Origin of the sequence: Dyella japonica A8 (assembly GCF_000725385.1) — a bacterium.
Taxonomy (GTDB): domain Bacteria; phylum Pseudomonadota; class Gammaproteobacteria; order Xanthomonadales; family Rhodanobacteraceae; genus Dyella; species Dyella japonica_C.
Map to the genome: position 1 here is coordinate 173,792 of NZ_CP008884.1, position 17,689 is coordinate 191,480.

General features: G+C 65.6%; 14 protein-coding genes. 11 read left to right on the forward strand and 3 right to left on the reverse strand.

All coding sequences use genetic code 11. The features are described from left to right. Nucleotides 1–21 precede the first annotated feature (21 nt). From HY57_RS00735 to HY57_RS20665, 3 genes are read left to right on the forward strand one after another with little or no spacing between them, the layout of a single operon-like run. The gene (locus HY57_RS00735) at nt 22–777 is read left to right on the forward strand and encodes a fimbrial biogenesis chaperone (RefSeq protein ID WP_019464351.1); all 756 of its coding nucleotides are present in this window, start codon (nt 22–24) and stop codon (nt 775–777) included. After that, nucleotides 774–3,554 carry a fimbria/pilus outer membrane usher protein gene (locus tag HY57_RS00740; RefSeq protein ID WP_019464352.1) on the forward strand — a complete coding sequence of 927 codons (2,781 nt, stop codon included), beginning with the start codon at nt 774–776 and terminating at the stop codon, nt 3,552–3,554. Before HY57_RS00735 ends, HY57_RS00740 begins: the two co-directional genes overlap by 4 nt. After that, the gene (locus tag HY57_RS20665; protein ID WP_019464353.1) at nt 3,551–4,684 is read left to right on the forward strand and encodes a fimbrial protein; all 1,134 of its coding nucleotides are present in this window, start codon (nt 3,551–3,553) and stop codon (nt 4,682–4,684) included. The genes HY57_RS00740 and HY57_RS20665 overlap by 4 nt, the downstream gene beginning before the upstream one ends. 4 nt (nt 4,685–4,688) lie before the next feature. Here HY57_RS20665 and HY57_RS21385 read toward each other — a convergent pair whose 3' ends face one another. Together HY57_RS21385 and HY57_RS00750 are read right to left on the reverse strand one after the other, a co-directional pair. Then, nucleotides 4,689–5,021: a hypothetical protein gene (locus HY57_RS21385; protein WP_144240728.1), complete on the reverse strand. Its 333-nt coding sequence runs from the start codon at nt 5,019–5,021 to the stop codon at nt 4,689–4,691. A gap of 264 nt (nt 5,022–5,285) precedes the next feature. After that, nucleotides 5,286–6,029, reverse strand: a complete 744-nt coding sequence (locus tag HY57_RS00750; protein WP_019464355.1) for an FAD-binding oxidoreductase — start codon at nt 6,027–6,029, stop codon at nt 5,286–5,288. A 94-nt stretch (nt 6,030–6,123) separates the two neighbouring features. Here HY57_RS00750 and HY57_RS00755 point away from each other — a divergent pair, with 94 nt between their 5' ends. The 8 genes from HY57_RS00755 (at nt 6,124) to HY57_RS00790 (ending at nt 16,874) form a co-directional block, all read left to right on the forward strand. Beyond that, on the forward strand, nt 6,124–7,092 hold the full coding sequence (locus HY57_RS00755; RefSeq protein WP_019464356.1) for an ABC transporter ATP-binding protein: 969 nt from the start codon (nt 6,124–6,126) through the stop codon (nt 7,090–7,092). Continuing rightward, complete coding sequence (locus tag HY57_RS00760; protein WP_019464357.1) at nt 7,089–7,862, forward strand: ABC transporter permease; 774 nt, start codon at nt 7,089–7,091, stop codon at nt 7,860–7,862. Before HY57_RS00755 ends, HY57_RS00760 begins: the two co-directional genes overlap by 4 nt. A 167-nt stretch (nt 7,863–8,029) precedes the next feature. Then, nucleotides 8,030–8,749 (forward strand): 23S rRNA pseudouridine(2604) synthase RluF, encoded by a 720-nt coding sequence (gene rluF, locus HY57_RS00765; RefSeq protein ID WP_019463492.1) that lies wholly within the window; start codon nt 8,030–8,032, stop codon nt 8,747–8,749. Nucleotides 8,750–9,914: 1,165 nt separating this feature from the next. Then, complete coding sequence (locus HY57_RS00770; protein WP_268746178.1) at nt 9,915–11,564, forward strand: sugar porter family MFS transporter; 1,650 nt, start codon at nt 9,915–9,917, stop codon at nt 11,562–11,564. Between the two features lie 252 nt (nt 11,565–11,816). Then, nucleotides 11,817–13,208 (forward strand): ATP-dependent RNA helicase DbpA, encoded by a 1,392-nt coding sequence (gene dbpA / locus HY57_RS00775; RefSeq protein ID WP_019463702.1) that lies wholly within the window; start codon nt 11,817–11,819, stop codon nt 13,206–13,208. Nucleotides 13,209–13,239: 31 nt separating this feature from the next. Continuing rightward, nucleotides 13,240–14,004 (forward strand): glutaminyl-peptide cyclotransferase, encoded by a 765-nt coding sequence (locus tag HY57_RS00780; protein ID WP_019463703.1) that lies wholly within the window; start codon nt 13,240–13,242, stop codon nt 14,002–14,004. An 87-nt stretch (nt 14,005–14,091) separates the two neighbouring features. Then, a complete protein-coding gene (locus HY57_RS00785) occupies nt 14,092–15,474 on the forward strand; it encodes a M28 family metallopeptidase (protein WP_019463704.1) in 1,383 nt (460 codons plus the stop codon). Nucleotides 15,475–15,962: 488 nt separating this feature from the next. Continuing rightward, entirely contained in the window at nt 15,963–16,874 is a 912-nt protein-coding gene (locus tag HY57_RS00790; protein WP_019463705.1) for a DUF2167 domain-containing protein, read from the forward strand. 52 nt (nt 16,875–16,926) lie between these two features. On the opposite strand, the gene HY57_RS00795 is transcribed toward HY57_RS00790, so the two are convergent. Then, a complete protein-coding gene (locus HY57_RS00795; RefSeq protein WP_019463706.1) occupies nt 16,927–17,631 on the reverse strand; it encodes an ArsR/SmtB family transcription factor in 705 nt (234 codons plus the stop codon). Nucleotides 17,632–17,689 lie beyond the last annotated feature (58 nt).

The following is a 17,689-nucleotide window of genomic DNA, read 5'->3' on the forward strand; positions in this document are numbered from 1 at the left end:
GCAATCTCTCCGGGGTTTCCCATGAAGCGTCCTCTCCGCGCCCTTTCCGCGGCGCTGCTGGCGGTTGGCTGCCTGGTTTCCATGACGGCAGCACGCGCCAACGTGATCATTGCCGGTACCCGGATCATCTTTCCCGCCGCCGATGGCGAGGTCACGGTTCGCCTGACCAACCAGAACACCACGCCTGCGCTCATCGAGTCGTGGGTGGACAACGGCGACCCGATGTCCACGCCAGACAAGGTGAAGACGCCCTTCCTGGTGACCCCGCCGCTGTTCCGCATGGAGCCGAACCGGGACCAGAGCCTGCGCATCCTGTTTACCCACAGCGATCAGCCGCTGCCCACCGACCGCGAGTCGGTGTTCTGGCTCAACGTGCTCGAAGTGCCGCCCAAGCCCACCAGCCTGGAAGTGCAGAAGGCAAACACGCTGCAGATGGCGATCCGGTCGCGCCTCAAGTTGTTCTACCGTCCGGCCGGTCTTGCCGGCGATCCGGTCAAGGCACCGGGCGAACTGACTTTCAAGGCCACCAGCGCTGCCGGCACGGCGGCGGTGGTGGTGCACAACCCCACGCCGTACTACGTCACGATCACCGAACTGCGCGTGACGACGGGCGGCAGCGCGCACAAGTCCGAGCCGGGCATGGTGGCGCCGATGTCTGACCTCACGCTGTCCGTGGCGGACCTCAAGCAGGCGCCGGCCGCCGGCACTGCCATCGAATACCACTGCATCAATGATTTCGGTTCGGACGTTGTCCTCAAGGGCGCCGTCTCGCCGTGACGGCGCTGCACGCCACGACCCAGCGACGCACGTCCTGGTCCGTGGCGTGCCGTCGCGCATTCCTGAGTTCGGCCATCGCCGCCACGCTGGCTGGCGCGACTTTCAGTGCACACGCCCTGCCGGCGGCGGCCAATGGCGCCGATCCGGCCGCCTCCGGCGGCTACGCCGACTTTGACCGCAGCATGCTGTCGGGCGCTGGCCAGAACACCACCGACCTGTCGCGCTTCGAGCATGGCAACCCCGTACTGCCGGGCGAGTACGTCAGCGACGTCTACTTGAACAACGTGTGGATGAGCCGCGAGGCAGTGCGCTTCGCCGCACCCTCGGCGAAAGCGGACGCCGTGGCCTGCCTCAGCCGCAAGATGCTCGACCAGTTCGGCCTGCACCCCAAGATGGGCGACGACGTGGCCAAGCGCCTGGACGACCCGAACGGCTGCGTCTCGCTGGGTGAGTTGATCCCCGACGCGACGATGATCTTCGACATGACGCGACTGCGCCTGGACGTGAGTGTCCCGCAGGCCTACCTGGGCGTGATGCCGCGCGGCTACGTGAGCCCCGAGTACTGGGACGCCGGTACCACGGCCGGCCTGCTCAACTACAACTTCAACAGCTTCCACAGCAGCAGCCAGGGCGCCAGCCAGACCTCGTCGTACCTGGGCGTGAGCACGGGCCTGAATGTCGGCCTGTGGCACCTGCGCGAGCAGGGCACGATGACGTGGACGTCCGGGTCGGGCAACGTGCGCTCCCAATCGCACTGGCAGAACATCCAGACCTATCTGCAACGCGACTTGCCGTCGCTGCGCGCGGTGCTCTCCGTGGGCGACAGCTATACCGACGGCGCAGTGTTCGACAGCTACGGCATCCGCGGCGTGCAGCTGTCGACCGATGACCGCATGCTGCCGCAGACGATGCAGGGCTACGCGCCGATGATCCGCGGCGTGGCGACCACCAACGCGCTGGTGAGCGTGCGCCAGAACGGCGTGCAGATCTACCAGACCACGGTGTCACCCGGCCCCTTCGTCATCAACGACCTGTACCCGACCGGCTTCGGCGGCAATCTCGACGTCACCGTGACCGAAGCCGATGGCCACACCACCAGCTTTGTCGTGCCCTATGCCTCTGTCGCGCAGTTGCTGCGCCCGGGCATCACGCGTTTCGACGTCGCGGCCGGCCAGTTGCGCGCCGCCGCCATCAAGGACCAGCCTGGTGTGGTGCAGGCGACCGTGCAGCACGGCTTCAACAATCTGCTTACCGGCTATGCCGGCATCGTAGGCTCGCAGGGTTACGGCGCGGCGCTGATCGGCGCAGCCATCGACACGCACTATGGCGCCCTCGCCCTCGACGTGACCCAGGCTCAGGCGCATATCCCCGGCTACTCGACGCAGTCGGGCCAGAGCGTGCGCGTGACGTACAGCAAGATCATCCCCTCCACGCAGACCAACTTCTCCGTGGCCGCTTACCGCTATTCCACCGGCGGCTACCTCAGCCTGACCGATGCCGAGCAGGCGCGTGACTACGTGCGCCAGGGCCGTGACGCGTTCGCCACCAGCGTGACGCCGGTGGTGCCCACCATCGACGGTGTGAATGCGTCGAGCGTACTGACGCCCGCCCAGCAGGCAGCGCTCAACGGCACCACGCTCAATGCCGGCTCGTTGTTCACGGTGACGGGCGTGCAGCGCCAGCGCAGCAGTTTCACGCTGTCGATGAGCCAGCCGCTCGGCCCCATCGGCGGCTCGCTGTATGCGAACGTCTCCGTGCGCAGCTACTGGAACCGCAACGGCAACGACACGCAGTACCAGGTGGGCTACAACAACCATTTCCGTCGCCTTGCCTATGGCGTGTCGGCGACGCGCTCGGTCGACTCCACGGGCCATTACGACAACCAGTTCTTTGTGAACTTCACCCTGCCGCTGGGATCGACGCCGCATTCGCCCACGATGACGCTCAACCTGTCGCATGACGACCAGAGCGGTTCGCAGGAGCAGGCGATGGTGAGCGGCACCCTGGGTTCGGACAATCAGTACAACTATGGCGCGACCGCCTCGCACAGCTCCGGTGGATCCGGCAGCTCCAGCAACGCCGGCTCGCTGAGCGCGGGTTATCGCAGCCCGTATGCGGTCTTCTCGGCGACCTACGGCAAGGGCTCGGGCTACTCGCAGGCCTCTGTCAGCGTGAGTGGCTCGATCATCGCGCACCCGGGCGGCGTCACCTTCGGCCAGCCCATCAGCGACACCGTGGGCGTGGTCTACGCCCCTGGCGCGGCCGGCGCCCGCGTGAACAGCAGCGGCGGCATCGTCATCGATCGCTTCGGCTACGCCATCGTTCCGTACCTGACGCCGTACAGCCTCAACACGGTGCAGATCGACCCGAAGGGCCTGCCGCTGGACGTGCAGCTCTCCACCACCAGCGCACAGGTCGCCCCGTACGCGGGCGCCGTGGTGATGCTGAAGTTCAAGACCGAGAATGGCCGTACCATCCTGATCCACTCGCAGATGGAGAACGGCGATGCACCGCCGTTCGGCGCTGAAGTATTCAACGAGAAGAACGCATCGCTGGGCGTGGTGGGCCAGGCCGGCCAGATCCTGGTGCGCGGCGTCGAGCAGTCCGGCCAGCTCACCGTTCGGTGGAATGATGACGACGGCCAGGCGCAGTCCTGCTCGTTCTCGTACCAGCTGCCGGCCAAAGACAAGAACACGCCGTCCAAGGCCCCGCAGCAGATTCAGGCAACGTGCGTCAGGCCCACCATGGTCGCGCAGGCAACAAGGAGTGGCTCATGACAGGCGGCAATAACCAACGTAGGCCATGGGCACGGCTGTCGGCGCTGTGGCTGCTGATGTTGCTGGCTTTCGTCGGCTGGGCGCCATCGGCGCTGGCGGCGGCGCCCGCATGCTCCGCGTCTTCCGCCACGCTCACCATGCCGTCCAGCGTCACCGTCCAGCCGTTCGCCGGTGCCGGTCCGATCTCGGGTGCAACGGGCACGGCGACCATCACGTTCAATTGCTCGGGTCTTCCCGCGTCGAAGTCTTCGCCCGACTACACCGCGACCATCCAGGCCGGCCAGTTCCTGGCCCCGCTGGACGCTACCAACAACACGAACGGTCCGGGCATCACCTTCGCCACCAACATCACGGGGTTGGCCGTACTGGTCACCGCATCAACGGTGCAGGCCACCAGCAACAGCTGCCTTGCCTGCGGCCCCACTAGCACGGCGGGTTATGTGCCCGGCTCTATCGTCGCGCCATCCAACTCGAAGGTGAACGCGTACTCGGGCTCGTTCTCCGCCGTCTATACCGCGCAACTGATCAAGACCACCTCCGGTGCGGTATCTCCCGGCACCATCACGACGAACCAGCTCATTCCGTTCTGGTGGTACATCCCGGGCGGCAGTGTCGACTCGGTCAGCCAGGCCCTCAATGCCTATCTGATCCTGCCGAACATCACCATCACCGTGCCGACGTGCACCATTTCGGCAGGCGCCAACCAGACGGTAACGCTCCCCACCGTGGATAGCAGGCTGCTTGCCACCAGCGGCGCCACGGCCGGCCTCACACCTTTCAGTATCAGTATCACCAACTGTCCGGCGGGCGCGTCGATCGCGACCAACGTCTTCAGCGGCGGCTCCACGGACAGCACCACGGGTGCGCTGACGAACACCACCTCGTCGGCCAAGGGTGGATCAGGCGCGGCCAACCTCGAGGTGCAGTTCCTCAATGGCCCTGGCGGCAGCAACAACGCGGGCTCGCTCATCAATCTCAGCCAGACCACGGCAAGCGCACAGGGCACGAGCACCTATACGCTCGTCAACAATGGCGCGACGCTCAATTACTACGCCCAATACCTGGCTACCGGGGCGGTCACGCCGGGCCTCTTCACGGCCACGGTGCAGTACGGCATCACTTATCAGTGAACGATCACTCGTAGGTTCGCGTGACGATGCGTGTGTCGCCGCCCGCGGCATAACCCGAAAAATAAGCCAGCAGGCGATCGCTGCCCGCAACGGACTCAAGCAATGTCACATCCTGACGATAACTAGAAGCAGGCGGTGATGCCTCCCCGGAAACGGCCGGGCAGCGGTGCCGCCCGCGATCTGGCGTGGTCCCGTCCGTATCGGCCACGCTGCACGTCGGCACGACGATGGCCCCGACGAACGTGATGGTTCCACTGCCGCCCGCGTGCGCCAACGGCGTACCCAATGCCCAGGCAACGGCGCAAACCACACAGGTCCTGCGAATCCAGCCCTTCATAAGTGCCCCTTCCCGCACCCCCTGCGGAAAGAGGGGGTACATGACGGGTCTATCGGCGTGGGTATCCGGGGCTTGATATCGGAAACCCGGGCACGTTCTCAGGGCGTGAACCAAGTCACACTTTTGACGCACCCCCACCAAGGGCATACGTAGAACTACGTTGGGAAGAGGCGAGGGGCGTCGCCGGGGCTGATCCGGTTAGCGGCCAGTCTCAGCCGAACTTGAGTGCTTTGTTGGCAACGGTTTAGAAACCGCTTCCGCCAATCAACGTGAGGAAACGTACTTCTCGCGGCGGATATGCATCACCGGCAGGCCGAAGTCCTTCAGGGTGGTGAAGGCGGCGTCGACCATGTTGGGGTTACCGCACAGGTAGGCGATGTCCCGGTCGGCGCTGGGCGCCAGCTCGGCCAGCACGTTCTGCACATGGCCCGGGCGGTCGGTCGGGCGGGGCTCCGTCCGGGGCTGGCGGCTCAGGCAGCCATAGAAGTGGAAGCCCGGGTTGGCCTGGGCGAAGGCCTCGAACTGGTCCCCATAGAGCAGCTCGGTCTCGTTACGGGCGCCGTACAGCAGCACCACTTCCCGGCCTTGCTTCACCAGCTCGGCGATCTGCGGAAGCATGGCGCGGTACGGCGTGACGCCGGTGCCGGTGGCCAGCAGCAGGTAGCGGGCATTGGTATCGCCCGCCTGCAGGCAGAAACGGCCGTACGGGCCGCTGGCGTTGATGTCGCCGCCGATCGGCAGCTCGCCCAGCAGCTTGGTGGCGGCGCCGCCCTCCACGTAGCTCACGGCGATTTCGATGCGCTGCACCGGCGAGGAGCCATCCCCCACCGTGCCCACCGAATAGCTGCGCTTGGTGGCCGTGCCGTCTTCGTAATGGAAGTGGATCTGCAGGAACTGCCCCGGGGTGAAGGCCAACGGCTGGCCGTCGACGCGCTCGAACGCCATGTGCCGCACCGTGGGTGCCAGCATGGTGGAGTCAACGAGACGGAGCTGGAAATGGTCGGCCATGGGTCTTCCGGGGGAAACAGTGAAGGTCCCGTTCCTGAACGGAGCGGTATGGGAAGCCACGTATAATAGAAGGCTGGCCCCTCCGGTGCAGCCCATGTCCCCCAGTTCAACACCCGCGCTGGTCGTCGAAAACCTGCGCAAGACCTATAGCAACGGCGTCGAAGCCCTCAAAGGCATCAGTCTCACGGTCCAGCCCGGCGATTTCTTCGCCCTGCTGGGCCCCAATGGCGCCGGCAAATCCACCCTCATCGGCATCCTCTCCTCCCTGGTCAACGCCTCGGACGGCGACGCGAAGGTGTTCGGCGTGTCGGTGAACAAGCAGCGTGGCAAGGCCATGCAGCTGATCGGCCTGGTCCCCCAGGAGATCAACTTCAACCAGTTCGAGAAGCCGTTCGACATCTGCGTGAACGAGGCCGGCTTCTACGGCATTCCGCGCAAGGTCGCCGCCGAACGCGCGGAGAAGTACCTCAAGGAATTGCGCCTGTGGGACAAGGCCCAGCATCAGGCGCGCATGCTCTCCGGCGGCATGAAGCGCCGCCTGATGATCGCCCGCGCGATGATGAACGAGCCCAAGCTGCTCATCCTCGACGAGCCGACGGCGGGCGTGGACATCGAGATCCGCCGTTCCATGTGGCAGTTCGTCAGCGGCATCAACGCCGCCGGCACCACGGTGATCCTCACCACGCACTACCTTGAGGAAGCCGAGCAGCTCTGCCGCAACATCGCCATCATCGACCACGGCACCATCGTGGAGAACACCTCGATGAAGCGCCTGCTGGCCTCGCTGGACGTCGAAACCTTCGTGCTCGACGTGAACCACCTGCCTGCCGACCTGCCCGCCATCCAGGGCATCACGCTGCGTCGCGTGGACGACCACACGGTAGAGGCGGAAATGTCCCGCTCGCACGACCTCAACTCGCTGTTCGCCGGCCTGAGCGAACGCGGCGTCACGGTGACCTCGATGCGCAACAAGACCAACCGGCTGGAAGAACTGTTCGTGCGACTCGTCGAAAATGGTCGACAGGAGCAGGGCCGCAAGGACACCACGGAGAAGGTCGCATGAACGGCGCAGGCAACCTCGTTGCACTCAACACCATCGTCCGCCGCGAAATCGTGCGCATCATGCGCATCTGGACGCAGACGCTGATCCCGCCCGCCATCACGATGACGCTGTACTTCGTCATCTTCGGCAAGCTGATCGGCAGCCGCATCGGCCAGATGCACGGCTTCACCTACATGCAGTACATCGTGCCCGGCTTGGTGATGATGAGCATCATCACCAACAGCTACGGCAACATCTCCAGCTCGTTCTTCGGCGCCAAGTTCAGCCGCGCGGTGGAAGAGATGCTGGTGTCGCCGATGCCCAACTGGGTGATCCTGCTCGGCTACGTGGTCGGCGCCGTGGCGCGCGGCCTGGTGGTCGGCGGGCTGGTGCTGCTGATCGCGCTGTTCTTCACCGACCTGCACGTGGCGCATCCGATCATCACCTTCCTGTCGGTGCTGCTTGGTGCCACGGTCTTCTCGCTGGCCGGCTTCGTCAACGCGGTGTTCGCCAAGAAGTTCGACGACATCGCCCTGGTCCCCACCTTCGTGCTCACTCCGCTCACCTACCTGGGCGGCGTGTTCTACTCGGTGGACCTGCTGGGCGAACCCTGGCGCAGCATCTCCATGGTCAATCCCATCCTGTACATGGTGAACGCGTTCCGCTTCGGCGTGCTCGGCGTGAGCGACGTGCAGATCGGCGTGGCCTTTGCGGTGATGCTGGTGTTCGTGGTCGGCCTGGCCGCCGTGGCGTTGCACCTGCTCAAGCGCGGCGTCGGCTTGCGCTCGTGAATTTGCTCGTCATCCCCGCGAACCCCGCAAAAGGGGGCGAGGGCGGGGATCCAGCGTCTTTTTTGCAAGGTTCCAATCAGCGTGAAAAGGCACTGGATCCCCGCCCTCGCCCCCTTTTGCGGGGTTCGCGGGGATGACGGTGATGAAAGTTTAGGTACATTCCATCCATGCGCGTCAACAAATACATCAGCGAAGCCGGCATCTGCTCCCGCCGCGAGGCGGACGAACTGCTGCTGGCCGGCCGCGTCACCATCAACGGTGAAGTCGTCACCACCGGTGCGAAAGCGCTGGAAGGCGACGAAGTGCGCGTGGACGGCGAGCTCGTCAAGGCGCGCATCCTTGCGCATACGCCCTCGGCCAAGCGCGCCGTATATATCGCACTGAACAAGCCGGTGGGCGTCACCTGCACCACCGACAGCACGGTGAAGGACAACATCGTCGACTTCGTCGACCACCAGGAACGCATCTTCCCCATTGGTCGCCTGGACAAGGACTCCGAAGGCCTGATCCTGCTCACCAGCAACGGCGACATCGTCAACGAGATCCTGCGCTCGGAGAACAATCACGAGAAGGAATACCTGGTGGCGGTGAACAAGGCGGTGACCGATGAGTTCCTGCAGGGCATGGCGCGCGGCGTGCGCATCCATGGGCAGATGACCAAGCCTTGCAAGGTGCGCAAGATCGCGAAATTTGGGTTTGCCATCATCCTGACGCAGGGTCTGAACCGGCAGATTCGTTTGATGGCGGCGGCGTTTGGTTACCGCGTGACGCAGTTGCGGCGCGTGCGGATCATCAACGTGAAGCTGGGGCATCTGAAGCCGGGGCAGTGGCGCAATCTGACGGATGCGGAGTTGAAGGGGTTGTTGCCGCAGCGGACGCAGTGGTAGTTGGTTTTCGCGGGACGCTTCTTTTCCCCTTTCCTCTTTGATGCGCACGGGGGAGCGGCCATGGACGGCTTCGATTTTGAAGGTATAGGGCTGACGTGAGGGGTAGGGCCTGCCTCACCGCTTCATTCTTTAGCCGTCATCCCTGCGGAGGCAGGAGGCGCTTTTCAACAGCCGAAGGGCTGGTCATCCAGTGACTTTGCCTTTGACCTTCGGTTGCCGTGATGCCGCGACCTGGCCGCTTACGCAGCGGGCGTTTCGACCTTCTGCCGAAGGCCGAGTCACTTTTCTTTTGCTGGCCCAAAAGAAAAGTAACCCAAAGAGAATGGCCTTGAGAGCTAGAGCTGGCAGCATGTCGTCAGGATAAGCCCGAGCGCTTGAGGAAAGTTGCTACACGGCAACCTTCGCCTCTACACAGCGGGTACTTCCCAGCGCTTCGCAACGCGCCATGGCGATGAGGACTTAAAGCGGAGCCTCGCTTTCCTTTGGCGCGGTCGTGATACGCGCCGCCGCCCGCTTTTCTGTGGGAGCGCACCCTGTGCGCGACAAGCCAACGGAGCGGTGAGCACGAGACGCCGCTGTCGCGCACAGGGTGCGCTCCCACAAGGGTTCCGCCTGTTTGAGATGCTCCGCCAGAGGCTCGGGCCCTTGCTCTGGCTTTTGGCTTTTGGCTTTTGGCTTTTGGCTTTTGGCTTTTGGCTTTTGGCTTTTGGCTTTTGGCTTTTGGCTTTTGGCTTTTGATCTCCCTGGTCCCCGTAACCCGCCCGCGAACCTGGAGGGCCGAAGGCCCGCAAGGCGCGTCATCCGGGGGGCCCTTTCTTTGGGTTACTTTTCTTTGGGCAAGCAAAGAAAAGTGACCCGCCCTCCGGCAGGAGGGCGGAAGCCCGCGGCAGGCGAGCCAGGTCGCGGGATCACAGCAGCCGAAGGTCAAAAGCAAAGTCACTGGATGACCAGCCCTTCGGCTGTTGAAAAGCGCCTCCTGCCTTCGCAGGGATGACGGCGGAAGAGGCCAAGCGGTAAGGCAAGCCCCTCATCCCTGCCCTCACCCCCTCCAAACCACACCCACCCCGCTCCCGCACACCCAGCAGGGGGCGAGGAAGACGAGCATCGACTCAACGGACCTCCTCTCCCCCTCGCCAGCCCACCCACATCCCCAACCCCAGCAAACGTGCTGCATCGCAACAGCACAACCCACCCCACCTCACCCAAACCCACCCACCAAAGGCCCCATCGAACACATACCTCCGAACGCACCCGCACAAACCGTTACAAACGCACCCATCGCTCGACATCCCCTCCCCGCTGGTGCATACGTATTCACTTCGATGAATCGGCGACGCCATCGCAGAATCGCCGGACTCAGAATCGGGGAGAGGCAATGAATCTGAATTCCACACCGGCGTCGAAGAACGCCGTCGATGATCTTGGGCAGCACGCCACCGCGCGCGTGGTGTTGATTGCGGCCGCCGCCGCGCTTGGTGGTTTCCTGTTCGGTTTCGACACCGCCGTGATCAACGGCGCCGTCGATGCCGTGCGCGGCAATTTCGGGCTGGACGCGGCGCGCATCGGTTTCGCGGTGTCGTGTGCCCTGCTCGGCTCCGCGGCCGGCGCCTGGTACGCGGGCCCGTTGGCGGATCGCTTCGGGCGCGTTCGCGCCATGCAGGTGGCGGCCTTGTTTCTCGCGCTGAGCGCGCTGGGTTCGGGTCTGGTCACCGGCGTGGGCAGCCTCGTGTTCTGGCGTCTGGTGGGCGGTATCGGCGTGGGCGTGGCCTCCGTGATCGCGCCGACCTATATCGCGGAAATCTCGCCGGCCGCCGTGCGCGGCCGGCTCGGTTCGCTGCAGCAGCTGGCGATCGTGCTCGGCATCTTCGCCGCATTGCTCAGTGACGCGTGGCTGGCCGGTACGGCCGGTGGCGCGGCGCATACGCTGTGGCTGGGCCTGGCCGCGTGGCGCTGGATGTTCCTCGTCGCCGTGGTGCCGGCGCTGGTCTACGGCTCGCTGGTGCTGGGCGTGCCGGAATCGCCGCGCCACCTGGTCGCCAAGGGCCGGCTGGCCGAAGCGAAGGACGTGCTGCGCCAGGTGCTGGACATGCACAACGATGCCGCACTGGATGCCAAGGTGAAGGACATCCAGGACAGCCTGCATTCGGAATACCGCCCCACCCTCAAGGACCTGCGCGGCCCGCGCCTGGGCCTGCTGCCGGTGGTGTGGATCGGCATCCTGCTGTCGGTGTTCCAGCAGTTCGTGGGCATCAACGTCATCTTCTATTACTCGTCCACGCTGTGGCACTCGGTGGGCTTCAGTGAATCCGATTCGTTCTCCATCACCGTCGCCACGTCGGTGGTGAACGTGCTGGTGACCCTGGTGGCCATCGCGCTGGTGGATCGCATCGGCCGCAAGCCGCTGCTGGTGATCGGCTCGGCCGGCATGACCATCACGCTGGGTGCGATGGCCTGGTGCTTCTCGCAGGCCACCGGGGCCGGTGCGAACCTGAGCCTGCCGGCGCCGTGGAACATGGTGGCGCTGGTGTCGGCCAATGCCTATGTCGTGTTCTTCGGCCTGAGCTGGGGCCCGATGGTATGGGTACTGCTGGGCGAGATGTTCCCCAACCGCATCCGCGCCATTGCGCTCGCCGTGGCCGCCGCCGCGCAGTGGCTGGCCAACTTCGTCATCACCAGCACCTTCCCGGCGCTGTCCGAAGTGGGCCTGTCGTTCGCCTATGGCCTCTACGCCGCGTTCGCCCTGATCTCGCTGGTCTTCGTGATGAAGGCCGTGCGCGAGACCAAGGGGATGGAACTGGAAGACATGCAGAGCTGATTCGGCTTCGCCGCCGTAGCGCTGCACCTGCTCAATCGCGGCGTGGGCCCGCGTTCTTGATCTTGCTCGTCATCCCCGCGGCGGCGGGGATCCAGGGACTTTCTGCGAGGCTCCTGCACGATTGAAAGGCACTGAATCCCCGCATTCGCGGGGATGACGGTGTGAAGGTTGTGGCACGCATGGGCTGGGTGCCGGGGCGACATCGCCCGGTGGCCCAGACCACGTCTTCACCCCGCCATGCGATCATGGCGCATGACTGATTTCCGCACGCTCCCGCTCAAGCCCGCGCTGCTCGCCAGCGTGGAGACCCTCGGCTACACCGAGATGACCCCGGTACAGGCGCAGAGCCTGCCACCCATCCTGGAAGGCCGCGACGTGATCGCGCAGGCCCGCACCGGCAGCGGCAAGACCGCCGCCTTCGGGCTGGGCCTGCTGCAGCACCTGGACGTCGACACCATCCGCCTGCAGGCGCTAGTGCTCTGCCCCACCCGCGAGCTGGCCGACCAGGTCAGCAAATCCATCCGCAAGCTGGCGGCCAATATTCCCAACGTGAAGCTGCTGACGCTGTGCGGCGGCATGCCGCTGGGCCCGCAGCTCGCCTCGCTCACGCATGATCCGCACATTGTGGTCGGCACGCCCGGCCGCGTGCAGGAGCACCTCAAGCGCGGCAGCCTGCACGGCGGCGGTATCAAAACGCTGGTGCTGGACGAAGCGGACCGCATGCTCGACATGGGCTTCAGCGAGGCCATCGACGACATCGTCGGGCGCATCGCCAAGCACCACCAGACGCTGCTGTTCTCGGCCACTTATGCGGAGGAGATCCGCCAGGTGAGCAAGCGCCTGCAGCGCGATCCGGTGGAAGTGACGGTGGAGGCACCGCACGAGGAGTCCACCATCGAGCAGCGCTTCCACGAAGTGGAACCGGCGCACAAGCTGGACGCGCTGGCGCAGTTGCTTGCCAAGGGCACGCTCAGCACGGAGCAGGCGCAGCATGCGCTGGTGTTCTGCAATATGCGCAAGGACGTGGACGCCGTGGCGCAGGAGCTGGATCGACGCGGTTTCTCCGCGCTCGCCCTGCATGGCGACATGGAACAGCGCGACCGCGACGAAGTGCTGGTGCAGTTCGCCAACCGCAGCTGCTGCGTTCTGGTGGCTACCGACGTGGCCGCGCGCGGCCTGGATATCGCCTCGTTGCCGCTGGTCGTGAGCTATGACATCGCGCACGACCCGGATACGCACACCCACCGTGTGGGCCGCACCGGCCGCGCGGGCGAGGATGGCCTGGCCATTACCCTGGTGACACCGCGCGAGCGCCCCAAGGCGCAGAACATCGAGGAGCAGCTCGGCCATCCATTGCCGTGGCACCCGCTGCGGGTGTCGCCGCCGCGCGGCAAGCAGCTCAACCTGGCGCCGATGAAGACGCTGGTGATCGACGCGGGCCGGCAGGACAAACTGCGTCCGGGCGACATCCTCGGCGCGCTCACCGGCGATGCGGGGCTGGAGGGCAAGGACATCGGCAAGATCGACGTGTTTGCCACGCGCGCCTATGTCGCGATCCGGCGCGATCTTGCGAACAAGGCGCTGGAGCGGCTGCGCGCGGGCAAGATCAAGGGCCGCAACTTCCGCGTTCGCGCCCTGCACTGATGCCCACCTGTCACCGCACGGAAACCGCCTGATGATCCGCTGGCTCGCCTTCGCCGCGCTTGGCGCACTCGCCACCACCGCCCACGCCACCACGCCGGTCTACGGTTTCCGCGTGGTGCATGCCTACCCGCATGACACCTCGGCCTATACCGAGGGCTTGTTCTACAAGGATGGCTACCTGTACGAGAGCACGGGCGAGGCCGGCTCATCGACCGTGCGCAAGGTGGAACTGGAAAGCGGCAAGGTGGTGCAGCGCCACGACCTGCCGGCGAAGTATTTCGGCGAGGGCATCGTGGACTGGGGCTCGCGCATCGTGCAGCTCACCTGGAAGGACCAGTTGGGCTTCGTCTACGACATGGCGACGTTCAAGCCGCAGCGCACCTTCAACTATCCCGGCGAGGGCTGGGCACTGACGCGCGACAACAAGCACATCTACATGAGCGACGGCTCGGCCGTGCTGCGCGTGCTCGATCCGCAGACGCTGGCGTCCGTTGGCAGCATCCTGGTCACCGACAACGGCCAGCCGGTGACCAACCTCAACGAGCTGGAATGGGTGAAGGGTGAGATCTACGCCAACGTGTGGCTCACCGACCGCATCGCGCGCATTGATCCGGCCACTGGCCGCGTGACCGGCTGGATCGACCTCGCCGGCCTCTTCGACGTCGGCAGCCTGCCCGATCCGGGCAACGACGTGCTCAACGGCATTGCCTACGACGCCCAGCATGACCGCCTGTTCGTCACCGGCAAACGCTGGCCGAAGCTGTTCGAGATCACCCTGGTGCCGCCGGCCCGCTGAGCCGGGCTATGCGCCCCCTGCCGTTCGGCAGGGGTGACACTACCCGGGCGGCGTTACAGTGGGGCGTTACCTTGCCCGGAGCTTTCGATGCGCCACGTCCCTCTTCTGCTGCCGCTGGCCCTGAGCCTGGCCGTCTCCGCCGCCTACGCCGACGAGACGCCCGTACAGCCGCACGCGCAGCCCTCCCTGCTCACGCTGTCCACCGCACCCAGCGAAGCCCGATTGCACGCCACCATCGAGACGCTGGTGGGCTTCGGCACCCGCCACACGCTGTCGGACACCCAGTCGAACAAGCGCGGCATCGGCGCTGCAAGGCGCTGGGTGAAATCGCAGTTCGAGGCCATCTCCAAGGAATGCGGCGGCTGCATCGAGATCGTCACGCCCTCGCAGGTGTTCACCGGCAAGCGCATTCCGCAGCCCACGGAAGTGATGGACGTAGTGGCGATCAAGCGCGGCAAGACCGATCCCAAGCGCGTGATTGTGATGACCGGCCACCTCGACTCGCGCGTCACCGACGTGATGAACGCCAAGTCCGACGCGCCCGGCGCGAACGACGATGCCTCCGGCGTCGCCGCGCTGATGGAAGCCGCGCGCCTGCTGTCGAAGGAAGACAACGACGCCACGCTGGTATTCGCCGCGCTGTCCGGTGAAGAACAGGGCCTGTACGGCGGCAAGGTACTGGCCGACTACGCCACCGCGCAGGGCTGGCAGGTGCAGGCGGATCTCAACAACGACATCGTCGGCAACAGCCACGGCCAGAACGGTGTGCTGGACAACACCACGGTGCGCATCTTCTCCGAAGGCACCAAGAGCAACGAAACGCCGGAACAGGCGAAGTACCGCGCCTATCACGGCGGTGAAGTGGACTCGCCCTCGCGCAACGTGGCGCGCTACATGGAACAGATCGCCACCACCACCCTGCCCGACCTGCGCGTGCACATGGTCTACCGCACCGACCGCTACAGCCGCGGTGGCGACCAGGTGCCGTTCCTGGAAGCGGGTTATCCGGGCGTGCGCGTCACCGAGGGCCACGAGGACTACACCCGCCAGCACCAGGACCTGCGCACCGACAAGGGCATCAAGTACGGCGACACCATCGACGGTGTCGATTTCCGTTATCTCGCCCGCGTCACCGCACTCAACACGGTGACCATGGCGGCCATGAGCCGCGCGCCCGCGCCACCCACCGGCGTGAGCATCGAAGGCGCGCTCGCCACCGACACCACCGTGCACTGGAAAAAGGTGCCGGGCGCCACCGGTTATGTCGTGCACTGGCGCGACACCACCGCGCCGCAATGGCAGTACAGCCGCGCGGTGGGCGATGCCGACCAGGCCGTGATCAAGGATGTGGTGATCGACGACTGGTTCTTCGGTGTCTCGGCCGTGTCCGCCGCGGGCTACGAAAGCCCCGTGGTGTTTCCGGGCGATGCAGGTAGCTTCGAGCGCTCGCCCGCGCCCAAGTCGCCCTGATACGGCGGGCCTGCATCGCTTTCGGGGTTATGCGCTACCTATGCGCCATGCGCTGGCACTCTCCCTCACCGTCATCCCCGCGAACCCCGCAAAAGGGGGCGAGAGCGGGGATCCAGTGCCTTGGCCCTCAAGAGCTGAAAGGCGCTGGATTCCCGCCTTCGCGGGAATGACGGTTTAGAAAAGGGCAGCGCCTTACGGGCGGCACCAAGCGTCGCCCACCAACCTCGCAAAGCCTCAACCGGCCTGGGTCTGAGCAGGGCTCGTTCAAGATCGCCACAAGCCCACCCGATCACCTCACCGTCATCCCCGCTCTCGCCCCCTTTTGCGGGGTTCGCGGGGATGACGGTGAGGCGGGGCTGGCGCGCAGTGGCAAGCGCAGAGCAAGAACCCCAAAACCCCTCTAAGATGACCGTGCCGCTGCGCCTGAGGGGGAGCAGCGGCCGCATCGAGAGGGATGCGTATCAACGGACGATACCCAGGGGGATTCCATGTTCCGCAAGACGCTCATGCCGGCGCTGCTGCTGGCTGCCTTCACTCTCGCCGCACCCGTCGCGGCCATGCCCGATGCACAGGGCGAGCACCACGTGACCGCCGAGCAATTCGTCAGCTCGCTGCACCCGACGACCGGCGACGTCACCATTCCTGAGGCACAGGCCACGCTGAAACTGGCCGATGGCTACAGCTTCCTCTCCGCCAGCGACGCCCAGCGCGTGCTGACCCAGGCCTGGGGCAACCCGCCTGACAACAGCGTGCTCGGCATGATCCTGCCCACCACAGACGCGCACACCGTGCTCAACGGGAAGGCCTGGGCGGTGGTCGTCACTTTTGTCGACGAAGGCTACGTGTCCGACAAGGACGCCGCCAAGATCGACTACGACGACATGCTCAAAGACCTGAAGAAGGCCACGCAGGAAAGCAACGAGGAGCGCCTCAAGGCCGGCTATCCCGCCATCGACCTGCTGGGCTGGGCCGAACCGCCGCACTATGACGCCTCCACGCACAAGCTGTACTGGGCCCGCGACCTGCAGTTCAGGAAGGCCGACGGCAGCAATGGCGGCCACACGCTGAACTACGCCATCCGCGTACTGGGTCGCCGCGGTTACCTCTCGCTCAATGCGGTGGCGCCGATCGGCCAGCTCGACAAGGTGCGCGCGGACATGCCCGACGTGGTGGCCATGGCCGAGTTCAACCAGGGCGAGCGCTACGCCGATTACAACGCCGGTACCGACAAGGCCGCTGCCTACGGCATTGCCGCGCTGGTAGCCGGCGGCATTGCCGCCAAGGCCGGGCTGTTCGCCAAGCTCGGCGTGCTGCTGCTCGCGCTGAAGAAGTTCATCGTGCTCGGTATCGCCGCCATCGGCGCCTTGTTCCGCAAGATCTTCAAGAGCAAGCAGGCGTAAAGACGTCCGGCGGCTGCGTCGGCACACGACGCAGCCGGCCGTTCATCACGCTTCAATGCCGGCTTTCCCAGGGCACACCCAGCGCGATCAGGCGGCGCAGGCCATCGTCGCTGGGCTGCAAGGCACGGCTGCCGCTGCGGCGGCGCAACCAGCCTGCATCGAGCATCACCTCGGTCAACGACACGCCCAGCGGGCCGCCCAGATGCAGCCGCCGCTCCGTCCAGTCCAGGCATCCGCGCCCAGCCAGGGGCAATAGCGCCTCCACCCGCACGGCATCCAGTCCCGCCGCCACCAGCGCCTGCGCGCCTTCGTCATGCAGGCGCATGCCCTCGCTGGCCGCCTGCACGAAACCCCGCTGCAGCAACGCATCGCACAGGCCTACGCCCAACAGCCCCGCAAGATGGCGATAGCAGGTACGCGCCATGCGCAGGGGACGATCGCCGCCGCTGGGGTCGGGCAGCACCGGTCGCGTACGCGGCAGTGCCAGCGCCTCGATCAGCGCGGCCACGTCGTCGTTGGCGAGGCGGTAGTAGCGATGACGGCCCTGCTCGTGCACGGCAAGCAGGCCGCCCTCCAGCAGGCGCTTGAGATGTGCACTGCCCGTCGCCGCGCCCACGCCAGCCACACGGGCCAGCTCGCCGGCCGGACGCATGGTGCCGTCGATAAGCGCCAGCAGCATGGCGGCACGCGCCGGTTCGGCAAGCAGCGCGCCGATCTCGGCCAGCTGGTAACGGCTTGGGGAGATCGCATCGTTCATGCGCGGAGTCTAACGCCGCCACGGCGACGGACGGTTCGATGCCCGGCGAAACATTCAG